General features: G+C 33.9%; 26 protein-coding genes and 1 pseudogene. 13 read left to right on the top strand and 14 right to left on the bottom strand.

The annotated features are described in order from the left end of the window. Positions 1-852: 852 nt before the first annotated feature. Genes AC5YDH_RS13815 through AC5YDH_RS13800 form a run of 4 tightly spaced genes read left to right on the top strand, consistent with a single transcriptional unit; the run spans position 853 to position 2,143 of the window. Entirely contained in the window at positions 853-1,110 is a 258-nt protein-coding gene (locus AC5YDH_RS13815; protein WP_496120338.1) for a holin, read from the top strand. Next, positions 1,094-1,642, top strand: coding sequence for a glycoside hydrolase family protein (locus AC5YDH_RS13810; protein ID WP_496120336.1), 549 nt, complete (start codon positions 1,094-1,096; stop codon positions 1,640-1,642). Before AC5YDH_RS13815 ends, AC5YDH_RS13810 begins: the two co-directional genes overlap by 17 nt. Then, the gene (locus AC5YDH_RS13805; RefSeq protein WP_496120334.1) at positions 1,639-2,007 is read left to right on the top strand and encodes a hypothetical protein; all 369 of its coding nucleotides are present in this window, start codon (positions 1,639-1,641) and stop codon (positions 2,005-2,007) included. Before AC5YDH_RS13810 ends, AC5YDH_RS13805 begins: the two co-directional genes overlap by 4 nt. Beyond that, on the top strand, positions 2,000-2,143 hold the full coding sequence (locus tag AC5YDH_RS13800; protein WP_496120332.1) for a hypothetical protein: 144 nt from the start codon (positions 2,000-2,002) through the stop codon (positions 2,141-2,143). The genes AC5YDH_RS13805 and AC5YDH_RS13800 overlap by 8 nt, the downstream gene beginning before the upstream one ends. A gap of 14 nt (positions 2,144-2,157) precedes the next feature. On the opposite strand, the gene AC5YDH_RS13795 is transcribed toward AC5YDH_RS13800, so the two are convergent. Continuing rightward, positions 2,158-2,868 carry an outer membrane protein gene (locus tag AC5YDH_RS13795; protein ID WP_496120330.1) on the bottom strand — a complete coding sequence of 237 codons (711 nt, stop codon included), beginning with the start codon at positions 2,866-2,868 and terminating at the stop codon, positions 2,158-2,160. Between the two features lie 106 nt (positions 2,869-2,974). Further along, positions 2,975-3,223: a hypothetical protein gene (locus tag AC5YDH_RS13790; protein ID WP_496120328.1), complete on the bottom strand. Its 249-nt coding sequence runs from the start codon at positions 3,221-3,223 to the stop codon at positions 2,975-2,977. A 243-nt stretch (positions 3,224-3,466) separates the two neighbouring features. Here AC5YDH_RS13790 and AC5YDH_RS13785 point away from each other — a divergent pair. Together AC5YDH_RS13785 and gltS are read left to right on the top strand one after the other, a co-directional pair. Beyond that, a pseudogene (locus tag AC5YDH_RS13785) lies at positions 3,467-3,535 on the top strand (YceI family protein); the annotation flags it as partial. 146 nt (positions 3,536-3,681) lie between these two features. Then, positions 3,682-4,905: a sodium/glutamate symporter gene (gene gltS, locus AC5YDH_RS13780; RefSeq protein ID WP_496120326.1), complete on the top strand. Its 1,224-nt coding sequence runs from the start codon at positions 3,682-3,684 to the stop codon at positions 4,903-4,905. 64 nt (positions 4,906-4,969) lie between these two features. Here the strand turns inward: gltS and AC5YDH_RS13775 are convergent, their stop codons facing one another. From AC5YDH_RS13775 to tusD, 4 genes are read right to left on the bottom strand one after another with little or no spacing between them, the layout of a single operon-like run. After that, on the bottom strand, positions 4,970-5,281 hold the full coding sequence (locus AC5YDH_RS13775; RefSeq protein ID WP_496120324.1) for a TusE/DsrC/DsvC family sulfur relay protein: 312 nt from the start codon (positions 5,279-5,281) through the stop codon (positions 4,970-4,972). A gap of 41 nt (positions 5,282-5,322) precedes the next feature. Further along, entirely contained in the window at positions 5,323-5,607 is a 285-nt protein-coding gene (locus AC5YDH_RS13770; protein ID WP_496120322.1) for a DsrH/TusB family sulfur metabolism protein, read from the bottom strand. A gap of 15 nt (positions 5,608-5,622) precedes the next feature. Next, positions 5,623-5,973, bottom strand: a complete 351-nt coding sequence (locus tag AC5YDH_RS13765) for a hypothetical protein (protein ID WP_496120320.1) — start codon at positions 5,971-5,973, stop codon at positions 5,623-5,625. 44 nt (positions 5,974-6,017) lie between these two features. Beyond that, positions 6,018-6,386 (bottom strand): sulfurtransferase complex subunit TusD, encoded by a 369-nt coding sequence (gene tusD / locus AC5YDH_RS13760; RefSeq protein ID WP_496120318.1) that lies wholly within the window; start codon positions 6,384-6,386, stop codon positions 6,018-6,020. Positions 6,387-6,453: 67 nt separating this feature from the next. Here tusD and AC5YDH_RS13755 point away from each other — a divergent pair, with 67 nt between their 5' ends. Together AC5YDH_RS13755 and fumC are read left to right on the top strand one after the other, a co-directional pair. Next, the gene (locus tag AC5YDH_RS13755; RefSeq protein ID WP_496120316.1) at positions 6,454-7,458 is read left to right on the top strand and encodes an SDR family NAD(P)-dependent oxidoreductase; all 1,005 of its coding nucleotides are present in this window, start codon (positions 6,454-6,456) and stop codon (positions 7,456-7,458) included. Positions 7,459-7,586: 128 nt separating this feature from the next. Beyond that, the gene (gene fumC, locus AC5YDH_RS13750) at positions 7,587-8,981 is read left to right on the top strand and encodes a class II fumarate hydratase (RefSeq protein WP_496120314.1); all 1,395 of its coding nucleotides are present in this window, start codon (positions 7,587-7,589) and stop codon (positions 8,979-8,981) included. 75 nt (positions 8,982-9,056) lie between these two features. Here the strand turns inward: fumC and AC5YDH_RS13745 are convergent, their stop codons facing one another. Together AC5YDH_RS13745 and AC5YDH_RS13740 are read right to left on the bottom strand one after the other, a co-directional pair. Beyond that, positions 9,057-9,320: a hypothetical protein gene (locus tag AC5YDH_RS13745; protein WP_496120312.1), complete on the bottom strand. Its 264-nt coding sequence runs from the start codon at positions 9,318-9,320 to the stop codon at positions 9,057-9,059. Positions 9,321-9,505: 185 nt separating this feature from the next. Continuing rightward, on the bottom strand, positions 9,506-9,772 hold the full coding sequence (locus AC5YDH_RS13740) for a hypothetical protein (RefSeq protein WP_496120310.1): 267 nt from the start codon (positions 9,770-9,772) through the stop codon (positions 9,506-9,508). A 301-nt stretch (positions 9,773-10,073) separates the two neighbouring features. On the opposite strand from AC5YDH_RS13740, the gene AC5YDH_RS13735 reads away from it, so the two are divergent. Beyond that, a complete protein-coding gene (locus tag AC5YDH_RS13735) occupies positions 10,074-10,565 on the top strand; it encodes a hypothetical protein (RefSeq protein WP_496120308.1) in 492 nt (163 codons plus the stop codon). Positions 10,566-10,784: 219 nt separating this feature from the next. Further along, complete coding sequence (locus tag AC5YDH_RS13730) at positions 10,785-11,387, top strand: nitroreductase family protein (RefSeq protein WP_496120306.1); 603 nt, start codon at positions 10,785-10,787, stop codon at positions 11,385-11,387. A gap of 57 nt (positions 11,388-11,444) precedes the next feature. Here the strand turns inward: AC5YDH_RS13730 and AC5YDH_RS13725 are convergent, their stop codons facing one another. The 6 genes from AC5YDH_RS13725 to AC5YDH_RS13700 form a co-directional block, all read right to left on the bottom strand. Further along, positions 11,445-12,647 (bottom strand): MFS transporter, encoded by a 1,203-nt coding sequence (locus tag AC5YDH_RS13725; protein ID WP_496120304.1) that lies wholly within the window; start codon positions 12,645-12,647, stop codon positions 11,445-11,447. Continuing rightward, a complete protein-coding gene (locus AC5YDH_RS13720) occupies positions 12,640-13,086 on the bottom strand; it encodes a MarR family winged helix-turn-helix transcriptional regulator (protein WP_496120302.1) in 447 nt (148 codons plus the stop codon). Before AC5YDH_RS13720 ends, AC5YDH_RS13725 begins: the two co-directional genes overlap by 8 nt. Positions 13,087-13,193: 107 nt before the next feature. Then, a complete protein-coding gene (locus tag AC5YDH_RS13715) occupies positions 13,194-13,751 on the bottom strand; it encodes a thermonuclease family protein (protein ID WP_496120300.1) in 558 nt (185 codons plus the stop codon). Positions 13,752-13,987: 236 nt separating this feature from the next. Continuing rightward, positions 13,988-14,473 (bottom strand): GNAT family N-acetyltransferase, encoded by a 486-nt coding sequence (locus AC5YDH_RS13710; RefSeq protein WP_496120298.1) that lies wholly within the window; start codon positions 14,471-14,473, stop codon positions 13,988-13,990. A gap of 109 nt (positions 14,474-14,582) precedes the next feature. After that, positions 14,583-15,956: an ABC1 kinase family protein gene (locus tag AC5YDH_RS13705; protein WP_496120296.1), complete on the bottom strand. Its 1,374-nt coding sequence runs from the start codon at positions 15,954-15,956 to the stop codon at positions 14,583-14,585. 150 nt (positions 15,957-16,106) lie between these two features. Next, on the bottom strand, positions 16,107-16,412 hold the full coding sequence (locus tag AC5YDH_RS13700; RefSeq protein WP_496120294.1) for a hypothetical protein: 306 nt from the start codon (positions 16,410-16,412) through the stop codon (positions 16,107-16,109). A gap of 206 nt (positions 16,413-16,618) precedes the next feature. Between AC5YDH_RS13700 and AC5YDH_RS13695 the strand changes: the two genes are divergently transcribed. The 3 genes from AC5YDH_RS13695 (at position 16,619) to aroC (ending at position 19,167) form a co-directional block, all read left to right on the top strand. Next, entirely contained in the window at positions 16,619-16,966 is a 348-nt protein-coding gene (locus AC5YDH_RS13695) for a lysozyme inhibitor LprI family protein (RefSeq protein WP_496120292.1), read from the top strand. A gap of 91 nt (positions 16,967-17,057) precedes the next feature. Further along, positions 17,058-18,068, top strand: coding sequence for a 50S ribosomal protein L3 N(5)-glutamine methyltransferase (gene prmB, locus AC5YDH_RS13690; protein WP_496120290.1), 1,011 nt, complete (start codon positions 17,058-17,060; stop codon positions 18,066-18,068). Between the two features lie 13 nt (positions 18,069-18,081). Beyond that, positions 18,082-19,167 carry a chorismate synthase gene (gene aroC, locus AC5YDH_RS13685; protein WP_496120288.1) on the top strand — a complete coding sequence of 362 codons (1,086 nt, stop codon included), beginning with the start codon at positions 18,082-18,084 and terminating at the stop codon, positions 19,165-19,167. Positions 19,168-19,500 lie beyond the last annotated feature (333 nt).

The raw sequence follows: 19,500 nt of genomic DNA, 5'->3' as shown, positions 1-19,500 counted from the left end.
AAATAACAAAAAATAACGAGGATAAAAATATGACCTCCGAAGATATAATAGACATAATACTTATAATGGTTTCAGCGGTGATCTTGACCTTATTAGTGTATAAATTTGGGCAGATGGTTTAAATTGAATAGAGGGTATAGCTGATAGCTATGCCTTTTTAATATGTAAATTTAAAAATTTAATTATTGATTAGTTATTAAAAAAGCGTATATTTCATCTAGAATTCAATGCGCTGAATTTTGTTTTTATTTTTCGAGGCCCATCAAGTTAACTCTTGGTGGGTTTTTCGTATGTAAAAAAAGAAGGTTTGTATCCTCTCCCAAAGATACAAACCTCAATTTATTTTTATAATGCGCTGAATTGCTATTATTTATTGTATGAAGGAATTGTACTTGTTTTTTTTGATTTTTTATAACATTTGGTAAAATAATGAGTATAGATAACAAAAATACCAATAGAATTAATATGGTTTTAACATGTTAATAAATAACAATTTATTTGAGACATGTGGTTTTTGGTAAAATTAAAAAATTATATGGTATTTAAAATAATTGTTGTAATGGTCGATATTCTAGAGGTTGGTGCGAAATTTTAAATAGCCCCTGATGACACTATCGCCGCAGGTTGTACTGTTCGAATTTATGAGAAAGAAACAGGGTACTTTCTTGATGAACAAACTGTCGGTAATGATGGTGCTTTTAGCTTTGAAGTTGAATTATATGCAAATGATTTGGTTTTGATTGTCGGTGTTGATCAAAACAATAATAGCTGGAAACCACCAATTCACGAAACATATCCAGTTTTATAGCACCTTCGGGTGCTTTTTTATTGCCAAAATTCATAGGGGAAAACATGTCTGAAACGACACATTTGGTTGCTGAGACTTCTGCAGCCGCCATTGGTTCAAAAGCATCAGGAATAGGAGGGGCTGCATCATTTGCAGCTTTTTTTATGGGTGTAAATTGGATCGGCTGGCTATCACTTGGCATTGCGATTCTTGGCTTACTTATTAACTTTTACTTTTCTTGGCAGCGTAATCACCGCGAAAAAGTAGAGCACAACTTGCGTGTTAAAAAACTACAGGGCCAGTGCAATGCAAAACAAGACTAAATATTTTGTTATTGGATCAACACTAGCCGCCTCATTAACAGGCGGTTTTTTTATATCTGGTGTAAGCGAACAACAAGTGCAAGCAACTATGGCTAAAGAGGGGTTCACAACTAAACCAATCATTCCAGTGAGAGGTGATGTGCCTACAATTGGTCCAGGTATTACCGTTTATCCAAATGGCATCAAAGTCAAAATGTCTGATCCTGCAATCACGCGAAAGCAGGGGCTTGAATACTTAAAAGCTCACATGGATAAAGATGCCGTTCGATTCAATAAAACACTTTTAAATATTCCGGTTTCACAGACCGAATATGACGTGTACATGGATTTCACGTATCAGTACGGTACTGGTGCATGGTCTCAATCTTCAATGCTTCGCAATCTAAAGCAAGGCAAATATAAACAAGCTTGCGATTCATTACTGAAATACAAATACGTTGCAAAGCGTGATTGCTCAATCCGATCTAATAACTGTTATGGCGTGTGGACTCGACAGCTTGAACGCCACAATAAATGCATGGGGGCGCAATGAACACTATTTATATGATTATCGCTTTTGTTGTGATTTCTTTAATTCAATTTGGCTGTTACTCAAATGTGAAAGATCAGCGCGACACAATTGAATCTAAAACAGTTGCAACTTATGAAAAGCGAATTGCAAAAGAAAATGAAGCACAACGCAAAGCACTCGAAAAAGTAAATGAAGAACTATTTATTGTTTCAAATGAACTTGAAGCTGAGAAACAGAACATCAAAATTGAATTTAGAGATATTCGACATGAAACTCAAAAAATTATCACTGATCGTATTTACACTAAGTGCAAGCTTACTGATGACGGCTTGCGTATCGCCAACAAAGCCATTAAATCCGCAAATACCAGCAAACCTGATGGTTGATTGTGAAGACCTAAAGCAATTGGAAACAGGTGAATTAGGTGAAATGCTTACTTGGTCAGTTGATACTTCTGAACAGTATGCAGAATGTCGAGCGAAAGTTAAGGCTTGGATTAAGATTGGAAAAGCCCTCAAATGAGGGCTTAACTTTAATTAGAAGTTATAGCGAATACCTAAGAGGTAATCGTTTGATGAGATTTTCATATTAGTTCTCGAAAATTCACCATCTTGAGTATCTGTAAATTTAAATTTACCAGCATCTACATAACGATAGCTAGCGTCTAATGCAACATTATTTGAGATGTTGTATGCAACACCAACACCAGCAGACCAAGTAAAGTGGTTATCTGAATCAGATGTTGAATAATCTTCAGCACTTTGTTTATTTTTCACATGTGTGAAACCAACACCTGCACTAATATATGGTGTAAATTTAGTTTGATTTTTAAAATCATAATAACTATTTAACATTAATGATTGTGTAGTTAATTTATTAGTTGTGTTCGATTCAAGACCATCTGTAGTTCTTTCACCAGTATCAACATCAATTAAAGCGATAGCTTTCGGATTAAAGGAGGTGCTAATTTTGTATGTATACTCTAATTCTGCTCTCGCATTTAATGGGCTTATTGCACTGAAATCATAACCAACAGCTGCTGAAATTGTTGGATAAACTGATTTAGTTTGGTTGCCGAATTCAAACTTACCATTTAAATCTACAGATGGCTCATAAAATTCTAATGAGTTGCTTTTTATTTTTGTATCGCTAATACCAGCTTTTACTGATGTATAAATACCGTCACTAGCATTTGCCAATCCTGAAAATGAGGCTATAACTAATGTTGTGAGTAGTAGGTGTTTCATAGATATTCCTTATTATTACATTATGGTTTTAGAGATTTTAGGATACATAAAATAATGATTAAATAATAGTCATAGTTAATGTTATTATTTGTTAAATAGTTTAATACTACCTTCTTTTCATTAAGTTTCTTAAAAAATGTTTGGTTGCTTCTTTTTGCATATGCTCAAAGCTTAAAAAGGCTGTGTGATTACTAACAAATTTATCAATTATATCTAAAGGTATATTATTAATATCCTCTCTACACACTATTGGGTGTCCAGCTTTTATAAAAAAGTCATGGATATTTGAAAATTGTGTTTGTTCTATAAAAAATCGCTCAGATAGTATTTCTAATAATGGTATGCCATTTCTCATAATTATTAACTTATGTTATTTGGTTGCTTTTTTTATAAAGCATCTTGATTAAAAAGTAATCTTTTTTTTGTTGGTATTTGTAAACGGTAAATTTTATCTACTTAAAATTAGATAGGTACGAATTCAATTAGTAGATGTTATAATCTATTTACTGAGTCACTTATAAGCTGTGGATAACTCCATATCTACACCAAGATAACACCAATATAATCTAAGTTGTTAATTTTAAATATTAAAAATAACTTGCCAAATGTTGGCGATAAAATTACTGTAAATATTACAACTGAAGCATCTGTTCCTGCTAAAAAATAAGTTGTAGTTAAACGAAAAAGCACCTAATAAGGTGCTTTTTTTATATCAAATATTATATGAATCAAAAATAGATAAAGAAAATTACATGTTAAAGCAAATTTAAGTTTAATATTCATATAAGTGTAAGAAATATAAAAGGATGTAGTATGGACTATCACTTAGATGCATTTATGACAATAGTTATTGCCGTCTTTGTTCTTTTAGTTGGATATGTGTGTGTTAATAAACTAAGTATTTTAAAAAAATATAATATTCCAGAACCTGTTGCAGGTGGTTTGGTTGCTGCTGTAGTTACTTATATTTTATTTAAACAATTTAATATGACTGTGAATTTTGATGCACAAATACAGCAAATTTTCATGCTGATGTTTTTTACATCTGTTGGTTTAAGTGCAAGTTTAGGAAAATTAAAAGAAGGAGGAAAAACCTTAGTTGTTTTTCTTGTTTGTGTTGTTATTTTTGTATTACTACAAAATGCACTTGGTATTAGTTTAGCGAAAATTTTAGGTTTAGACCCATTAATTGGTTTAATTACAGGTTCCGTCACCTTAACAGGTGGACATGGTACTGCAGGCGCTTGGGGTTCTGTATTTGAACAAGATCATGGTATACAAGGTGCAGTTGTTTTAGGTATGGCAAGTGCTACATTTGGTCTAGTTATTGGTGGCATGATGGGTGGGCCTGTTGCTAAATTACTTATTCGTCGTTACAAACTAGCAGATGAAATTGTTTTAGGAACTGGACGTAATGAAGCTCCACCTGCATCTGAAACAGCACCTTTTGAATATCCAGAAAAAACACGTTTAATTACGGCTGATGATGCTGTAAAAACAATGGGGATGTTCGCCTTATGTATTAGCTTTGCCTATTTTATGGCAACATTTGCAAAAGGTCAGTGGTTTGAGCTTCCAACTTTTGTTTGGGTTTTAATGTGTGGTGTTGTATTACGAAATATATTAGAAAAAATATTTAAAATTGAGATGTTTGACCGTTGCATTGATGTATTTGGTAATGGTTCCTTGGCATTGTTTCTAGCAATGGCACTGATGTCATTACAACTTTGGCTGCTTGCCGATTTGGCGGGTCCATTGGTGATTATTCTTATTGCTCAAACAATTTTGTTGGCACTATACCTTTATTTTGTAACCTTTAGGGTGATGGGTAAAAATTATGATGCTGCTGTGCTTTGTGCAGGTCAATGTGGTGTGAACTTAGGGGCAACACCAACAGCTATTGCGAATATTCAAGCGGTAACCAATACTTATGGACCATCTCATAGAGCCTTTTTGGTCATTCCTTTAACAGGGGCTTTCTTTGTCGATATTGTAAATGCTGTTGTTATTCAGCTTTCTATAGGTTTCTTTGGATAAATATAAAATCTAAGTTGTAAAAAAGCACCGAATTGGGTGCTTTTTTATATTTAATCTTTAATTGTTATAAACAATTTGCAGGCTTGGGAATTCCTGCTAAACGGCTTAAATGGCGTGCAACTAAGCCTGTTTTGAACTTATCTTGCAACATTGCATTATCTACTTCAGGGCCAACTGTTTTCATTAAAAATTTAATGAGGGGACGTGTTGCAGGAGAGTGTCCAAACTGAGCATAAAACTGTCGTACAGCATTTAAAATTTGGAAATGCCATTCACTAAGCTCAAGCTCTAAAGTATTGGCAAGTTCCTGAGCAACATCTTCATTCCAAATGGTGTAATCCACTAAATGACCATCTTGATCTAATTCTAAACTCATAATATGCCTTTAAGCTTGTATAACCGTGTTGTATGTATCAATTATTTTAAACTAATACTACGTTTAAAATTCAATGTTAAGTCTGCAAACTGAGCGTATGAAATCACTTGAATTTTTTCAGATACAGGCTTAGTTAAGTTTTCTACTTCATTTTCTAAAACATAAACATGATTTAAACTTTGAATAAATGCAGTAGTTGCATGTAAAACAGCTTCGCCCATTAAAACTACTGCATCATTTTCAATATAAAGCTGTTCAAGTTTCATGAAGATAGTAGGGCTTGCATTAAAACTTGATTGAACTAAATAAAGTGTATTGTTTGTCATTACATTGTCCTTTGCTTACCAATACAACACATGATCGAAATTTTGAATATATTCTGAATTTAGGTGAATAAATTCAATATCTTGTGTGCTATTTAAAACAAAATTTTCGTCTTTATTTTTACTTTCTACAAAAATAGGACTTAAATCGTAAAACTCAAAACTATCGACCATATTAGAAGCTATTTTAAAGACATGCTTTAGCTGATTGAATTGTAAATCTGACTGTAAAAGGCTGAGAGCAGCATCTTGCAAAACCACTTTTACTTCACAGCCAAAGGTTGCCAATACCATTGTTGCAGATAAGCTTTCGTGTGTTTGCAGGCTGGCTAAGTTCGCTTGAGTTAAAATTACGAGTACATTTTTCACACAATTTACCTTTTAAAAGCAACTAGTTTTATTAAAAAACAAGATTAGAATTGAAGTAGACGATCTGTGGATTGAACTGCATCTGCAAGTTCACCTAAGCCAACCAATTCAAAGCCTTGTGCCAAATTGTGCTGATGAAGATGATGTCTTTTTACATTTTCTTCATCTGAAATGCCTCGTGCAAGGGCAGCACTTACACAAACAGGTAAACGGATTGCAAGTTTTTGCCATTCGTTTTTTAAGTTTTTCTGATCATCAGGAACCCATTGTAATTCGTTGGCAACAGATACTCCGTCTTGATAGAAGAAAACACGAAAATCTTCATTTTTGCTGTGAAGTGCTTGGGCTAAACCCAAAGCATGCCAAGCATGTATAGAAGTTGGTGCAGATGTTATTAGTAATAAAGTACTCATCGAAATTCACACATCAATAGTTTCCAAAAGGAGACATTCGGACTTGATAAGAAAAAGGTAGTATACAATGATTTTGGTTACAGGTGGATTAGGCTTTATAGGATCTCACATTGCTCTAAGCCTCATGGCTCAAGGGCAAGAGGTGCTTCTAGTCGATAATTTGTCTAATACAGATACGAGTAACCTCGATCGACTTGAATCAATTACAGGAATGAATGTTCCTTTTGTAAAAGTTGATGTACGAAATACTCCCGCATTAATGACGGTTTTTCAACAATATGAAATCGATAGTGTTGTTCATGCTGCAGGATTTAAGTCACTAACAGAGTCTTTGCTAAAACCACTTGAATATTACAATGCAAATGTAAGTTGTATGATGAGTTTACTACGCGCTATGCAGCGCACCGGTGTGCGTAGTTTAGTTAATCTTTCAAGTTTAGCCGTGTATGGCACATCAAGTTTAGATTTAAAAGAAGAAGATTCATTTAATTATCAATTTAATAATCCATATATTAAATCGCTTCAAATGGCTGAAGATATTCTTAAAGACACGTATATGACCGATTTTGAATGGAAAATTGTAAATCTAAGATTAGCCAATGTTGCTGGAGCTTTCGAGTATTCGTATTTAGGTGAGTTAATTCGTCCATTTCCGAAGAACATTGTGCCATTGGCAATGCAAGTTGCTGCTGGACAACGTGAATTTATAGAACTGCGTAAACATGAAACGACCGCAGATCAAACTGCCGATAGAAGTTTTGTTCATGTGATGGATGTTTGTTCGGCTGTGAGTTTATCTTTGCAATGGTTGTATTATCAAAACCAAGCCTATGAAATATTTAATATTGCGGGCGAGGTCTGCTCAATACAACAATTATTGAATGTTGTTTCAAAGGTCACAGATGTACAAATTACAACAGTAGATGCCGATTATTTTGAGGGTGAAGAATTACCACAAGTTGGGGCAACATCTGAAAAAATACAACGGATGTTTAACTGGAAAGCGTACAAGTCGGTTGAACAAATGATTGAAGATGAATGGATATTTTATAAGAAACAGCTAAATGCTTAATAAATGAGTTATTGTAAATAATTATCATTTACAATTATTTTTGTTTAAAATATGATAATTACAAGATGAAGAATATTTAGATATCAAATGTGATATAGCTTAGCTATATACGACTATAGAGGTAGCAAATGCAAACACGTATTGAGCATGACACAATGGGTGATGTTGAGGTTCCAAGTGATGCAATGTGGGGGGCGCAAACTCAACGTAGTTTACAGAATTTTAAGATTGGTCAAGAGCGCTTACCACGTCCGATGATTCGTGCTATGGGTTTAGTAAAAAAAGCAGCGGCAATGACGAATGCAGAGTTAAATCAAATTCCTAACGATCTTGCACAATATATTGTAGGTGCAGCAGATGAAGTAATTGATGGAAAGTGGGATGCACAATTTCCTTTAGTCGTTTGGCAAACAGGTTCAGGTACACAAAGCAACATGAACTGTAATGAAGTGATTGCCAATATTGCCAATCAAAAATTAGGGAATGCTTTAGGTTCGCAAAAACCTGTACATCCAAATGATCATGTAAACCGTGCACAGTCTACAAATGATTCTTTCCCAACAGCAATTCATGTGGCGGCAAGTATTCAAATCAATGAATTACTTATTCCTGCGGTAACGCAATTACGTGATACTTTAGATAAAAAATCAAAAGAATTTTCAGACATTGTTAAAATTGGGCGTACGCATTTACAAGATGCAACACCGTTAACCTTAGGTCAGGAATTTAGTGGATATGTATCTCAACTTGATCATGGTTTAAAGCGCTTACAACAAGCTTTAACAGGGTTATATGAGTTGCCTTTAGGTGGTACTGCTGTAGGTACAGGTTTAAATGCACATGTTGATTATGCTGTAAAATCAGCAGATCAATTAGGTACTTTAACAGGTTTACCTTTTGTGACAGCCCCAAATAAATTTGAAGCTTTAGCAGGGCGTGATGCTGCAGTATTTGCATCTGGTGCTTTAAAAACTTTGGCTGTAAGTTTAAATAAAATTGCGAATGATATTCGTTGGTTGGCAAGTGGTCCACGTTGTGGTTTTGGGGAAATTCGTATTCCTGAAAATGAACCCGGTTCAAGTATTATGCCGGGCAAAGTAAATCCAACTCAAAGTGAAGCAATGACCATGGTCGTTGCTCAAGTTTTGGGTAATGACACAACCATTAATGTTGCAGGTGCTTCGGGTAATTTTGAGTTAAACGTATTTATGCCTGTTATTGCATTCAACCTTTTACAATCTATTCAGTTATTAGGTGATGCGTGTAATAGCTTTAATGATCATTGTGCTGTAGGTATTGAGCCAAATCGTGAAAAAATTGATGAATTTTTACACAATTCTTTAATGCTTGTAACGGCTTTAAACCCAGTTATTGGTTATGAAAATGCGGCAAAAGTTGCGAAAACTGCTTATAAAGAAGGTAAGACTTTAAAGCAAGTTGCAGTGGAACTTAATTTGGTCACAGCAGAAGAGTTTGATGAGGTGGTAAGACCTGAACAAATGATTTCACCGAATGTGAAGTAATGGAATTATAAATAAAGCCCTCAATTGAGGGCTTTTTATATTTAATGATAAAAATAATTCTATTCAAATGTTTTGTTACCAGCGTTTTAATTGGGCAATTGCTTCGATTAGCGATCTATTGTCATGTGTAGTTTCACCATTTGTTAAGCTTATTATGGTTGAAATACAAGCTGTAGAAACTATGCCTGTTATATTATTTTTTTGAATTTCATTTAAATGTTGAAGTGTAATTTGCTGAAGAGCATCAGGGAATTGTAATTTTAAACGATTTAATAGGGGGTGTATAAGGTCTAGAATATTTTGACCATACTGAATAGCTTCACTTTGAGATGGGATCATTCCTTTATGAATAACAGAGTTTCTAAATTTGACTTGATCATTATTTAATATTTTAGGTTTTGTACCAAAATTATTAAGATATAGGAAAATAAAAGCCCCAAGTTGTCTTTCAGATTGATTTGAAACATCTTTCCAAGAACTAGTAATATTTTCAACGGATATATTGTTTGATAGACAAATAACTTTTATAAAAACTCATAAAATCTTTCTAATGAAGAAGTAAATGATGAAACTGCTTCTCTGTAATATCCATCGATGATTGCATGAGCGCCAATATCAAATAAGATTTCAAATTTTTGTTGCTGTAATAGTGTGGTATTTGTATGTCCTTGATGGCATTTAGTGATGTATTTTCCACTATCATTAAATTCAACCCAACCATTCAATTGAGGAGTTAATCCTATTGAAATATTTTCTTGAAAGCATTGCATACATGTAATTGGTATTTTCATAATGAATTTATATGTTTAGATCGTCTACTAGTATCTAAAATACAAAATCAGTAATCGTTTGAAAATAGAAAATTTAAATAATTTTTAAAGAGCGGAGATTGTTATTTAGTAGGCTAGTTGTATTTTATATGAAATGACATTTTGAGTAATAACATTCAAACAGCATGCTTATATTTTCTTGGTTGTTGGAAATTTAAACTATAAGTTAAAAACATTGAATAACTTCTCATAATTGTTAAAATGCCATTTGCTTTTTATTGCTGTGATTTGACCTTACAGCAGTCATTTTAGGAAATTTTCAATGCTCGATATTTATTTAACAGACGTTCAACGTAAAGTTCAATTTAAGGATTATCCGGGTGAACATCCAGTTAAATTTATTTTAAGTTTAAAAAAGATTTTCCCAAGTGTAATGGAACTTTTACTTCCAGTTTTACCTGAAAATGAAAACCTTGATGAAATGACATGGGAATCGACCACTGCCGATTTAGAAAAATTCAAATTATTGCTCAGTGGTTGGGGTGTTATCGAATTACGCTTAAATGCTATTTCACAATATAAAGACAAAACTTTTGCAGATGCTTTGGTGAAAAAAGCACAACAGAAAGTAAAAGAGTACAAAAAATTTCAACCAAAACTTTCTTCTGTAGATTTTGACTATTTATTTATGCATGAAGTTAATGCATTGATTGATGCTGAGCTTGTAGATTTAGGTGAAAAATTCTATTTACCAACATTACGTGATCTTTGGAAAAACAAAGTTTCAGAAAATGTATTAAACGCAAAATTCTAAATATAGGCATTTGTTCTCGTTAGAAAAAAATCCTCCAAATGGAGGATTTTTTATGCATATTTGTTCTATATTTAGCTGAAATATAAGCATATAAAGAAAATAAAATGGTAAAAAGCGAGATTATTGCTTATGTTTGTAAACTTGAATTTTCAATAAAAAATTCATTGATATAATGATGAAAACAATCTTATTCTAGATTGTAAACTTAAGGATCTTATAATGTCGAATCAGTTTTTAGACCTCATTTCAAAACGTCGCTCAATTTATGCGATTGGTAAAAATGTAGAACAATCACCTGAATATTTATCAGATCTGATTCAAAATGTAATTAAACAAAGCCCATCTTCTTTTAATTCACAAACGTCACGTGCTGTTATTTTATTTAATGCAGAACACGAAAAATTTTGGGGTTTTGTGAAAGAAACTTTAAAAGCATGTGCAAAAGATGAAGCATCAGCAGAAAGAACAGCTGCAAAAATTGATTCTTTTGCAGCAGGTGTTGGTACAGTTTTATTCTTTGAAGAGCAAGAAACAATTAAAGAGTTGCAAGAAAAGTTCACATCTTATGCTGAAAATTTCCCAATTTGGTCGGAACATTCAACAGCGATTGCACAATTTGCAGTATGGGCAGCATTAACAACTGAAGGTTTAGGTGCATCACTACAGCACTATAATCCAATTGTGGATGAGCAAGTACATTCAGAATGGAATATTCCTCAAAATTGGAAATTACGTGCACAATTGGTATTTGGCTCGTTAGAGGCTGAAGCGCAAGCTAAAGATTATTTAGATGATGCAACTCGTTTTAAAGTATTTAAATAAGTTTATATTGTTTAAAAGTACATAAAAAAGAGGTCATATTTGACCTCTTTTTTATGTTCATATTGATGCAACTTTTTGTTTTGAATGTTTTCCATGTAAAAAGTAATACACAACAATACAAAGTAAAACTGCAAAGCTACTATATAAATAAAGCTGCGAAAAACTAATAGAATTTAAGGCTATTCCAAGAAAATAAGGACCAAAACCTAAACCTGCATCTAAGAAAATAAAGAAGGTAGATGTCGCGAAACCCATACGTTCTAAAGATGTACTTTTGACAGCGACTGTTTGACAAACCGATTGAATATTACCGTAACCTAAACCAAGTAAAGCCGCGCTGAGAAGTAGCATCCAAGATTCATGACTAATGCTTAATAAAATAAGGCCTAATGCCATAATCATAAAAGCAGGATACATCACAATATTTTCACCTTTACGATCCATTAATGGCCCAGTAAAAGGTCGTGAAGCCATAATGGCGATGGCATACATTAAAAAGAAGAGTGATGCAGCTTCCACTAAATTGATTTCTTTGGCGTAAAAATTAATAAAAGATAAAACGCCTGAATAGCAAATTGAAGCTAGAAGCATGATAAATGCGATAGGTAATGCTTTTATTTCAATAAATTGAGATAACCAACTATTTGTATTTTCAGATTTTAATGGTGTTGTATTGCTAGTTATTGTGTTAGTTGGAATATGTATGAGTAACGCGACAAGAACACACAAGAATGCGATTACACTCGAAATAGCAAATATTGCTTCATAGCCAATATGGAGCATCATCCAAATAGCTAAAAATGGTCCAATTGCCGTGCCCAAAGTACTACTTAAACTATAATAGCCAATACCTTCACCACGCCGTGTTGCTGGTATAATTTGGGCAATAATAGTGCCTAGTACTGTGGATGCAACACCCATCATAAAGCCATGAGCAAAGCGTACGACTAAAAGCATACCTAAGTCGAATTTAATAAAATATAAACCAGAAAATAATAAGAAGCCGATTAAGCCAGTAAGTAAAGTGGCTTTTTGACCAAATCGAAGCAAAAGTTTTCCAACTAAAAAACGACCAATAAGTGTGCCAATAATAAATAGACCTGAAACTAAACCTGCTTGTGCTGTAGTTGCACCAAGTTCAGCCACAGAATAACCCACCATAACAATAACGAGTAGGTAGAAGGTTAATACCAATTGGAAATTAATTGCGCTCACAACAATGAAGTTTTTAGTCCATAAGGGTTGTTTGAAATCATTCATTTTCATTTCCTTGCTTTGAACTGAGTAATTTTTGGCTCAGTTGCATGAGGAGTTTTTTTGTTATTCCGATGTCATTGTCTAGAAAATCTTCTAATAGATTGTTTTCAAAGTCATCTATTAAAGATGAGCACGTTTTATAAAGTGCTTTGCCTTTAGTACTGAGAATAAATTTTTTTTGCCGTTTATCTTCTGTGGGAATTTGTTCTAACAATTCTAGGTCAATTAAGGCATTGATACGTTTTGCAATAGAAGGTTTAGATACGTTTAAATATTCTGCAATTTCGATCGATGTACAGCCATTTTTTTTGTGAATCACATATAAAGCTTGCCAAAATGAACTATTGAGTTGGTGCGGTAAAAGTATGGTATTAATTTCATCGTTGATAAGACGTGCAGTCTGTAATAACGAAGCACGGAAAGTAGTTGGAAGAACGCTCATTTTGGTTAGCTTGGTTAACTAAATTAAGATAAATTTACGCCAAACAACGGGAATAATCAATAAATATGCAGAACATATTTTCTGCATATTTCATAAATCTTAAAAAATTAAGATTTAGTTTGTTTGCGGTATATGCTTGGTCGTATTGGTTTTGAGCTTTTCCATAAGCCTTTCTTTTGCTTCTTTGCTTGATTTTGCAACGCCATCCAATGTTGGCGTTTATTGGCATTTTTTATGTATTCTTCATATACCCAAGCAGCACCACGTTTAACGAGTTCCTCATTTACATTACGTGTTCTACGATAAACAACACCAACACAACGACCATAACGATCTACATCGGTAATATTGATACGAACAAGTCTGCGATAGACGAGCTTTTTGACAAGTTTTTGACTTTCATTTCCATATTCTTGACTCGATTCTGGTGCATCAATATAAGCAAAACGAATTTTGGTTTTAGAGCGACGTAAATTTAGGCGATAGCAGGTGAGGGTATCACCATCACTAACAGCTGTAACACGACACCAATAGGTTTTTCCCTTTTTAAAGGGCTTAAAAAACTGGATGAAAAATGAATAAATTTTTCTAAAAATAAAGATGAATAAAATACCAATACAAATGCCAATGGTAAGAAGCCATCCGACAGACAAATTCGAAAACATAAACATCAACATCCGACTTATTGTTTAAATAAGTGCGGTCATTATGAAAAGGAATTGAATATTAAAGGATATAATTTTTTTTATAGTTTGATAATTAAGCAGGTGATTTAAAAAGAATTTAACCAATTATTTTTTGATCAAATTTATCTATTTTTCGCTTTAAAAGCTTTAAATGTTATTTAAATAAACATCAATATACTTAAATTAAAGCTTAAATATATTGATGTAGTACAAAATTAGATTTGTTTTTCCATCCAAATTTCACAGGCATGACTATGTCCAGTATTACCTTTAGGTTTTGTTAAATGTTGAAAACCCAATTTTTCATATAATTTTACAGCTTGCCAAAGTTCTTTCGTTGTTTCTAAATAACATGACTGAAAATTTTGAGCACGAGCAAATTCAAAAGCATTTTCTAATATTCTTTTAGCAAATCCGAAGCCGCGAACTTCTGGTAAAAAATACATTTTTTGAATTTCTAATGTACGACTATCACCTTTAAGAGGAGATATTCCACCACCACCTACAATTTTACCCAGCTCATTTTCGACTATCCAATATTGGGCATGTTCTTGAGAATATACGCTATATAAATCATCTAAAATGGGGTCTGCAACGGCAAAACCTGCTTCAGGAGCTAAACCAAATTCTTTTGAAACTTCACGAATAATATGAGCTAATTGAGCGTTATCTTGTATTTGAATAGAACGTAGTGAATACATAAGAGCGTGGATTTAAAATATTATAGATAGGGGATTTTTATATCATTTTATAAAATAAAAATCCCACATTTTAGTTTTATATATGCTTTAAAAAATGAGTGTTTTCACTTCACATATATTTTGCAACCATTGCACGAACATTTGTTTTAGCTTCAATGACAGTCATAAATGTATATGCACCAATAAATTTGCGACTAATAAACATAAATTCTTTTGGTGGAACACTGAAATAACGTGAAGCCATAGACCTAGAAGCGCGTTGCATTACTCGACTGTGTAACATACTTTTTTTCCAGTCATAGCGGTCTTGAGCATCCATTACGCCTTCAGGCAAATTGTCATTGTTTGTGGGACTGCTAAATGCTTCTGTGGCTAATAGGAAGACTTTTGCCATATCTGGTTTAATGCTTTGCGGGATCGAGTCGAAAAATTCATAGCCTGTCATCGCATTTACCATTTCAAGTGGGTTGTGGTCATAGCCTGCTTTAATTAAGTTCTTTGCTACAGAAAGTAAGTGTTCATCGAATTGACGAATTGCACCAAAATCTAAAAGCACAATTTTATCTTCGATATCTGTTCCATTGCCTAAACGAACCAAATAGTTCCCAAAGTTAGGGTCGGTTTGCATTTCACCCCATTCAAATATTTCACGCACTGCAATTTCAAGTGAAGCTTCACCGAGTTTATTGCGACGTTCTTGAGGCAGTGACAACATTACAGGGCTATTGATAGGAACCCCACGCTCAAAAGTCATGCATAAAACTCGATTTGTTGATAAATCATCAATAATTTTAGGCACAATATAACGTGAATCATCTTTTAAGCGCTCACCAAATCTGCGAGTCGTATCTGCTTCAATTTTATAATTAACTTCACGATGCATCATTTCACGGACTTCATCGAACCATTGGTCGAACTCGCGTGTTTGAGGCACAATTCGTGTAAGTTTCAGCATGTTTTTAAACAAATTCATATCTGAATCGATAGCATCTGCAACACCAGGATATTGAACTTTTAATACAAGTTCTAAACCATCCGATTTGCGAATTGCACGATGAACTTGGGCAAGAGATGCTGTGCCAATAGGTTCTTGATCTATGGTGAGATCATTCATTTTTGAACCAAGTTGAGCTTGAATTTGCTCTTCAATTACAGGCCAAGCAAGTGCAACAGTTTGGTTGTTGAGCGTGTTTAATGCTTGAGTTACTTCTTCAGGTAAAAAGTGCTCACCATATAAAGCCATCATTTGCCCAATTTTAACAATTGAACCTTTTAATTTACCAATTTCTGCAACAAGGTAGTCGGCTTGTTCTTTAGTGGCTTTTTTACGTTTTTTTTCTTTTTCTTCTTCACTTGAAAAAATAGATGTCGCATTTGAAGCAGCCCAACGCGTACCTGCTAATAGGGACGCTTTAGCAATGGAAAGGCGTCGATCCATAGAGGAGGTTTTTAAATTTTTGAGCTTATCGTGCTGATCCGACATGTAAATTAAACCTTTAATAAGCAATTTGCAGTTTGGTTAGATTGTACTAAATTTTACAATGACTTCACGTATTAAATAAGTTTAAGAACTTAAAAAATAGGATTGTTTTTTGTTTTGCACTAAATAGCCTAAGCAAATAAATCATTTTTTCTACATTCGATATTTCATCTTAATTTCTGTTTTATTCTGCAACTCAATTTTATGCTCATTAATAAACTGCTGAATCATACTTTTTACACTACTATTCATAAAACCAAGCGCATAACCTTTCACAATAATAATGCTAGGTAAATGGAAAAATAGATATTTAGCATCTTCTAAAGAAGGGTTGGAAAAAACTTCTTGCTCACTTAAGGTGATTTGTAAAAACTCTTTTTCAATTAATACTTCAGGGTTTTTTGTATCATTCCAATAGTTCGTACGCATTGCCATTAGATTGTTGTGCTTGTAGCTCATAAAAATTAAATATAAAAGAAGACATCTCTTTATATAAGAGTTATTACTGAAGAATCAATGTAAATTTTGATAGTCGTTTGCAAAATATGGTATATAGATTACATATTGGGTTTTTAATAATAAATTGAAATTTCTAATTTAAATTTGGGGGAATTTATATGAAGTTGTTTAAATGTTTGTTGGTTATAGGAAGTAGCATATATGCGATGAATACCTTTGCAATGGGATATTCAACGAAGTATGTAGAGTGTATGAAATCTTCAAATAATCAAGCAAATACAACTTCTACTTGTCAATTTAAAGAGTTGAAATATCAAAATAAAAGACTTAAAAAACTATTCAAACAAAACATGAAAATTTCGACTGTACAACAGCAAGCTGATTTAAATAGAATTCAAAATCAATGGGCGGCACAACGTGAATTATCATGTGGGTTAAAAAATCAAAGATTAAAACAACTCAATCCAGCAAGTATAGGCTGTGCATTACAAATGACGAGTTCTCGTGCAGATATGCTAGAAGTACAAGTCACGAATAAAAATTTAAGAAGATAATTTTGGAAATTCACGTATCTAAATATTAAAAATCATTCAAAACAAGGTATCATAAGGCGTTTAAAAAATATGACTTTGGAGACGCCTTAAAGTGGATCGCCCGACTATTAGCCCTGAGCACATTCAGGAAGCCGCTGAAAACCTAAGCACAATTCGTGATTTTATTCGCTTTGGTGTAACAGCATTACGTCAATACGATGCACACTTAGGGCAAGGTACAGAAGACTATATCGCTGAAAGCTCAGCACTCGTTCTACAAACATTATCTTTAGATTGGAGTGCAAATCCTGAAATCTTAGATTCAAAACTATTACCAAGCGAAAAAGCAGAAGTATTAAGTTTGTTTGAACGCCGTATTAATGAGCGTATGCCAACATCATACTTATTGAATTTGGCTTATTTCGATGGCAAACCTTATTATGTTGATGAGCGTGTACTTATTCCACGTTCACCAATTGCAGAATTAATTCAAAACCGGTTTGCGCCTTATTGTTTAGATGAAAATCATCAAGCAAGAGAGGGTGTGAATAATCTTCCTGAAAATGCATCTCCTAAAATGCCACGCCGTATTTTAGATATGTGTACGGGTTCAGGTTGTATTGCAATTGCTTTGGCTTATGCCTTCCCTGAAGCAGAAGTGGATGCAACTGATCTTTCTAAAGAAGCTTTAGAAGTCGCGCAAATTAATTGTGAATATCATAACCAACAGTTTAATGTTGCATTGCTCGAGTCAGATTTGTTTGCAAAAATTCCTGCAGAAAACCAATATGATCTTATTGTGTCTAATCCTCCGTATGTAGATGCAGAAGATATGGCAGATTTACCAGATGAATTTCATCATGAACCTGAACTTGCACTTGCAGCAGGTCAAGATGGTCTAGATTTGGTACGTAAAATGTTGGCACAAGCAGCAGATTACTTAACTGAAGATGGCTTAATTGTGATTGAAGTAGGTAACTCTGAATGGGCAATGAAGCAAAACTTCAATACAGTTGATTTTTACTGGTTGCAGTTCCAAAAAGGCGGTTCAGGCATTTTTGCATTAACAGCAGCACAATGTCGTGAGTACCGTGAATTATTTATTCAATCTATCAATTCATAAGGAGTCGTGAAACATGGCAGGTAATAGTATAGGGCAACTGTTCCGTGTAACGACTTGTGGTGAATCTCATGGTGTTGGTCTTATGGCCATTGTTGATGGGGTTCCACCCGGAATTGAACTTTCTGAAGCCGATTTGCAAAAAGATTTAGACCGTCGTAAACCAGGTACGTCTAAGTTTGCAACTCAGCGTAAAGAGCCAGATGAAGTAGAAATTATTTCAGGTGTATTTGAAGGTAAAACGACAGGTACATCGATTGGTTTACTCATTCGCAATACAGATCAAAAATCGAAAGATTATGGCAACATTGCACAAACTTTCCGTCCAGGTCATGCAGATTATACCTATACCCAAAAGTATGGTTTCCGTGATTACCGTGGTGGTGGTCGCTCAAGCGCACGTGAAACAGCAATGCGTGTGGCGGCAGGTGCAATTGCGAAGAAATTTTTATTTGAAAAATTTGGTATTGAAATTCGTGGGCATGTCACTCAAATTGGTACTGAAAAAACTGAAAAATTAGACTGGAATGAAGTTCCAAATAATCCATTTTTCTGTGGCGATGTAGATGCAGTTCCTCGTTTTGAGGCTCTTGTAACATCATTGCGTGAGCAAGGTACAAGTTGTGGTGCGAAGCTAGAGATTGTTGCGACCCAAGTTCCTGTAGGCTGGGGTGAACCTGTATTTGATCGTTTAGATGCAGATATCGCTCATGCCATGATGTCAATTAATGCCGTAAAAGGTGTTGAAATTGGCGATGGCTTTGGTGTTGCAGAGCAGTTTGGTCATGAAACACGTGATGAACTTACAACAGATGGTTTCTTGGCAAATCATGCGGGTGGTATTTTAGGTGGTATTTCAAGTGGGCAAGACATTCGTGTTGCGATTGCATTGAAACCAACGGCATCTATTACTACACCTGGTAAAACCATTACCATTGAACGTGAAAATGCGGATGTATTAACCAAAGGTCGTCATGATCCTTGCGTAGGTGTTCGTGCAACGCCAATTGCTGAAGCAATGCTTGCGATTGTATTAATGGATCATTTCATGCGTCATCGTGCACAAAATGCCGATGTGATTGCACCATTTGAACCGATTTAAATTTTGTAAATAAAAAACCAGACCTCGTGTCTGGTTTTTTTTATTCTAATAAAGTTTCTTAAATATGAAGGTAGTAATTGAAATTTGACTTTTGTGAATAAAAAAATGATGAATATTTATTTTATAGGAAATAATTGAAATGTGATGTATATCACAAAATGATTTATTTAGGTGTTATTATTTTGAATATTATTTAATAATAAATAGGCTTTGTTGCACAAAGATTTGAAATGCAAAGCGCACCTAATTGAGCCAAATTTAAGGCGTAACTTGGGTAAGTGGTCGACCTAATTCCGTAAATCTGTTAAGGACTGCTACACGTGCATGGATCTC

The sequence above is a fragment of the Acinetobacter sp. FY683 genome (assembly GCF_059515885.1).
This window is presented reverse-complemented; position numbering and strand designations above follow the sequence as displayed.

Coding starts and splice junctions, on each gene's coding strand:
- AC5YDH_RS13815 (WP_496120338.1), top strand. CDS start 853: ATGTCTGAAACGACACATTTGGTTGCTGAGACTTCTGCAGCCGCCATT.
- AC5YDH_RS13810 (WP_496120336.1), top strand. CDS start 1,094: ATGCAAAACAAGACTAAATATTTTGTTATTGGATCAACACTAGCCGCC.
- AC5YDH_RS13805 (WP_496120334.1), top strand. CDS start 1,639: ATGAACACTATTTATATGATTATCGCTTTTGTTGTGATTTCTTTAATT.
- AC5YDH_RS13800 (WP_496120332.1), top strand. CDS start 2,000: ATGGTTGATTGTGAAGACCTAAAGCAATTGGAAACAGGTGAATTAGGT.
- AC5YDH_RS13795 (WP_496120330.1), bottom strand. CDS start 2,868: ATGAAACACCTACTACTCACAACATTAGTTATAGCCTCATTTTCAGGA.
- AC5YDH_RS13790 (WP_496120328.1), bottom strand. CDS start 3,223: ATGAGAAATGGCATACCATTATTAGAAATACTATCTGAGCGATTTTTT.
- gltS (WP_496120326.1), top strand. CDS start 3,682: ATGGACTATCACTTAGATGCATTTATGACAATAGTTATTGCCGTCTTT.
- AC5YDH_RS13775 (WP_496120324.1), bottom strand. CDS start 5,281: ATGAGTTTAGAATTAGATCAAGATGGTCATTTAGTGGATTACACCATT.
- AC5YDH_RS13770 (WP_496120322.1), bottom strand. CDS start 5,607: ATGACAAACAATACACTTTATTTAGTTCAATCAAGTTTTAATGCAAGC.
- tusD (WP_496120318.1), bottom strand. CDS start 6,386: ATGAGTACTTTATTACTAATAACATCTGCACCAACTTCTATACATGCT.
- AC5YDH_RS13755 (WP_496120316.1), top strand. CDS start 6,454: ATGATTTTGGTTACAGGTGGATTAGGCTTTATAGGATCTCACATTGCT.
- fumC (WP_496120314.1), top strand. CDS start 7,587: ATGCAAACACGTATTGAGCATGACACAATGGGTGATGTTGAGGTTCCA.
- AC5YDH_RS13745 (WP_496120312.1), bottom strand. CDS start 9,320: ATGATCCCATCTCAAAGTGAAGCTATTCAGTATGGTCAAAATATTCTA.
- AC5YDH_RS13740 (WP_496120310.1), bottom strand. CDS start 9,772: ATGAAAATACCAATTACATGTATGCAATGCTTTCAAGAAAATATTTCA.
- AC5YDH_RS13735 (WP_496120308.1), top strand. CDS start 10,074: ATGCTCGATATTTATTTAACAGACGTTCAACGTAAAGTTCAATTTAAG.
- AC5YDH_RS13730 (WP_496120306.1), top strand. CDS start 10,785: ATGTCGAATCAGTTTTTAGACCTCATTTCAAAACGTCGCTCAATTTAT.
- AC5YDH_RS13725 (WP_496120304.1), bottom strand. CDS start 12,647: ATGAATGATTTCAAACAACCCTTATGGACTAAAAACTTCATTGTTGTG.
- AC5YDH_RS13720 (WP_496120302.1), bottom strand. CDS start 13,086: ATGAGCGTTCTTCCAACTACTTTCCGTGCTTCGTTATTACAGACTGCA.
- AC5YDH_RS13715 (WP_496120300.1), bottom strand. CDS start 13,751: ATGTTTTCGAATTTGTCTGTCGGATGGCTTCTTACCATTGGCATTTGT.
- AC5YDH_RS13710 (WP_496120298.1), bottom strand. CDS start 14,473: ATGTATTCACTACGTTCTATTCAAATACAAGATAACGCTCAATTAGCT.
- AC5YDH_RS13705 (WP_496120296.1), bottom strand. CDS start 15,956: ATGTCGGATCAGCACGATAAGCTCAAAAATTTAAAAACCTCCTCTATG.
- AC5YDH_RS13700 (WP_496120294.1), bottom strand. CDS start 16,412: ATGAGCTACAAGCACAACAATCTAATGGCAATGCGTACGAACTATTGG.
- AC5YDH_RS13695 (WP_496120292.1), top strand. CDS start 16,619: ATGAATACCTTTGCAATGGGATATTCAACGAAGTATGTAGAGTGTATG.
- aroC (WP_496120288.1), top strand. CDS start 18,082: ATGGCAGGTAATAGTATAGGGCAACTGTTCCGTGTAACGACTTGTGGT.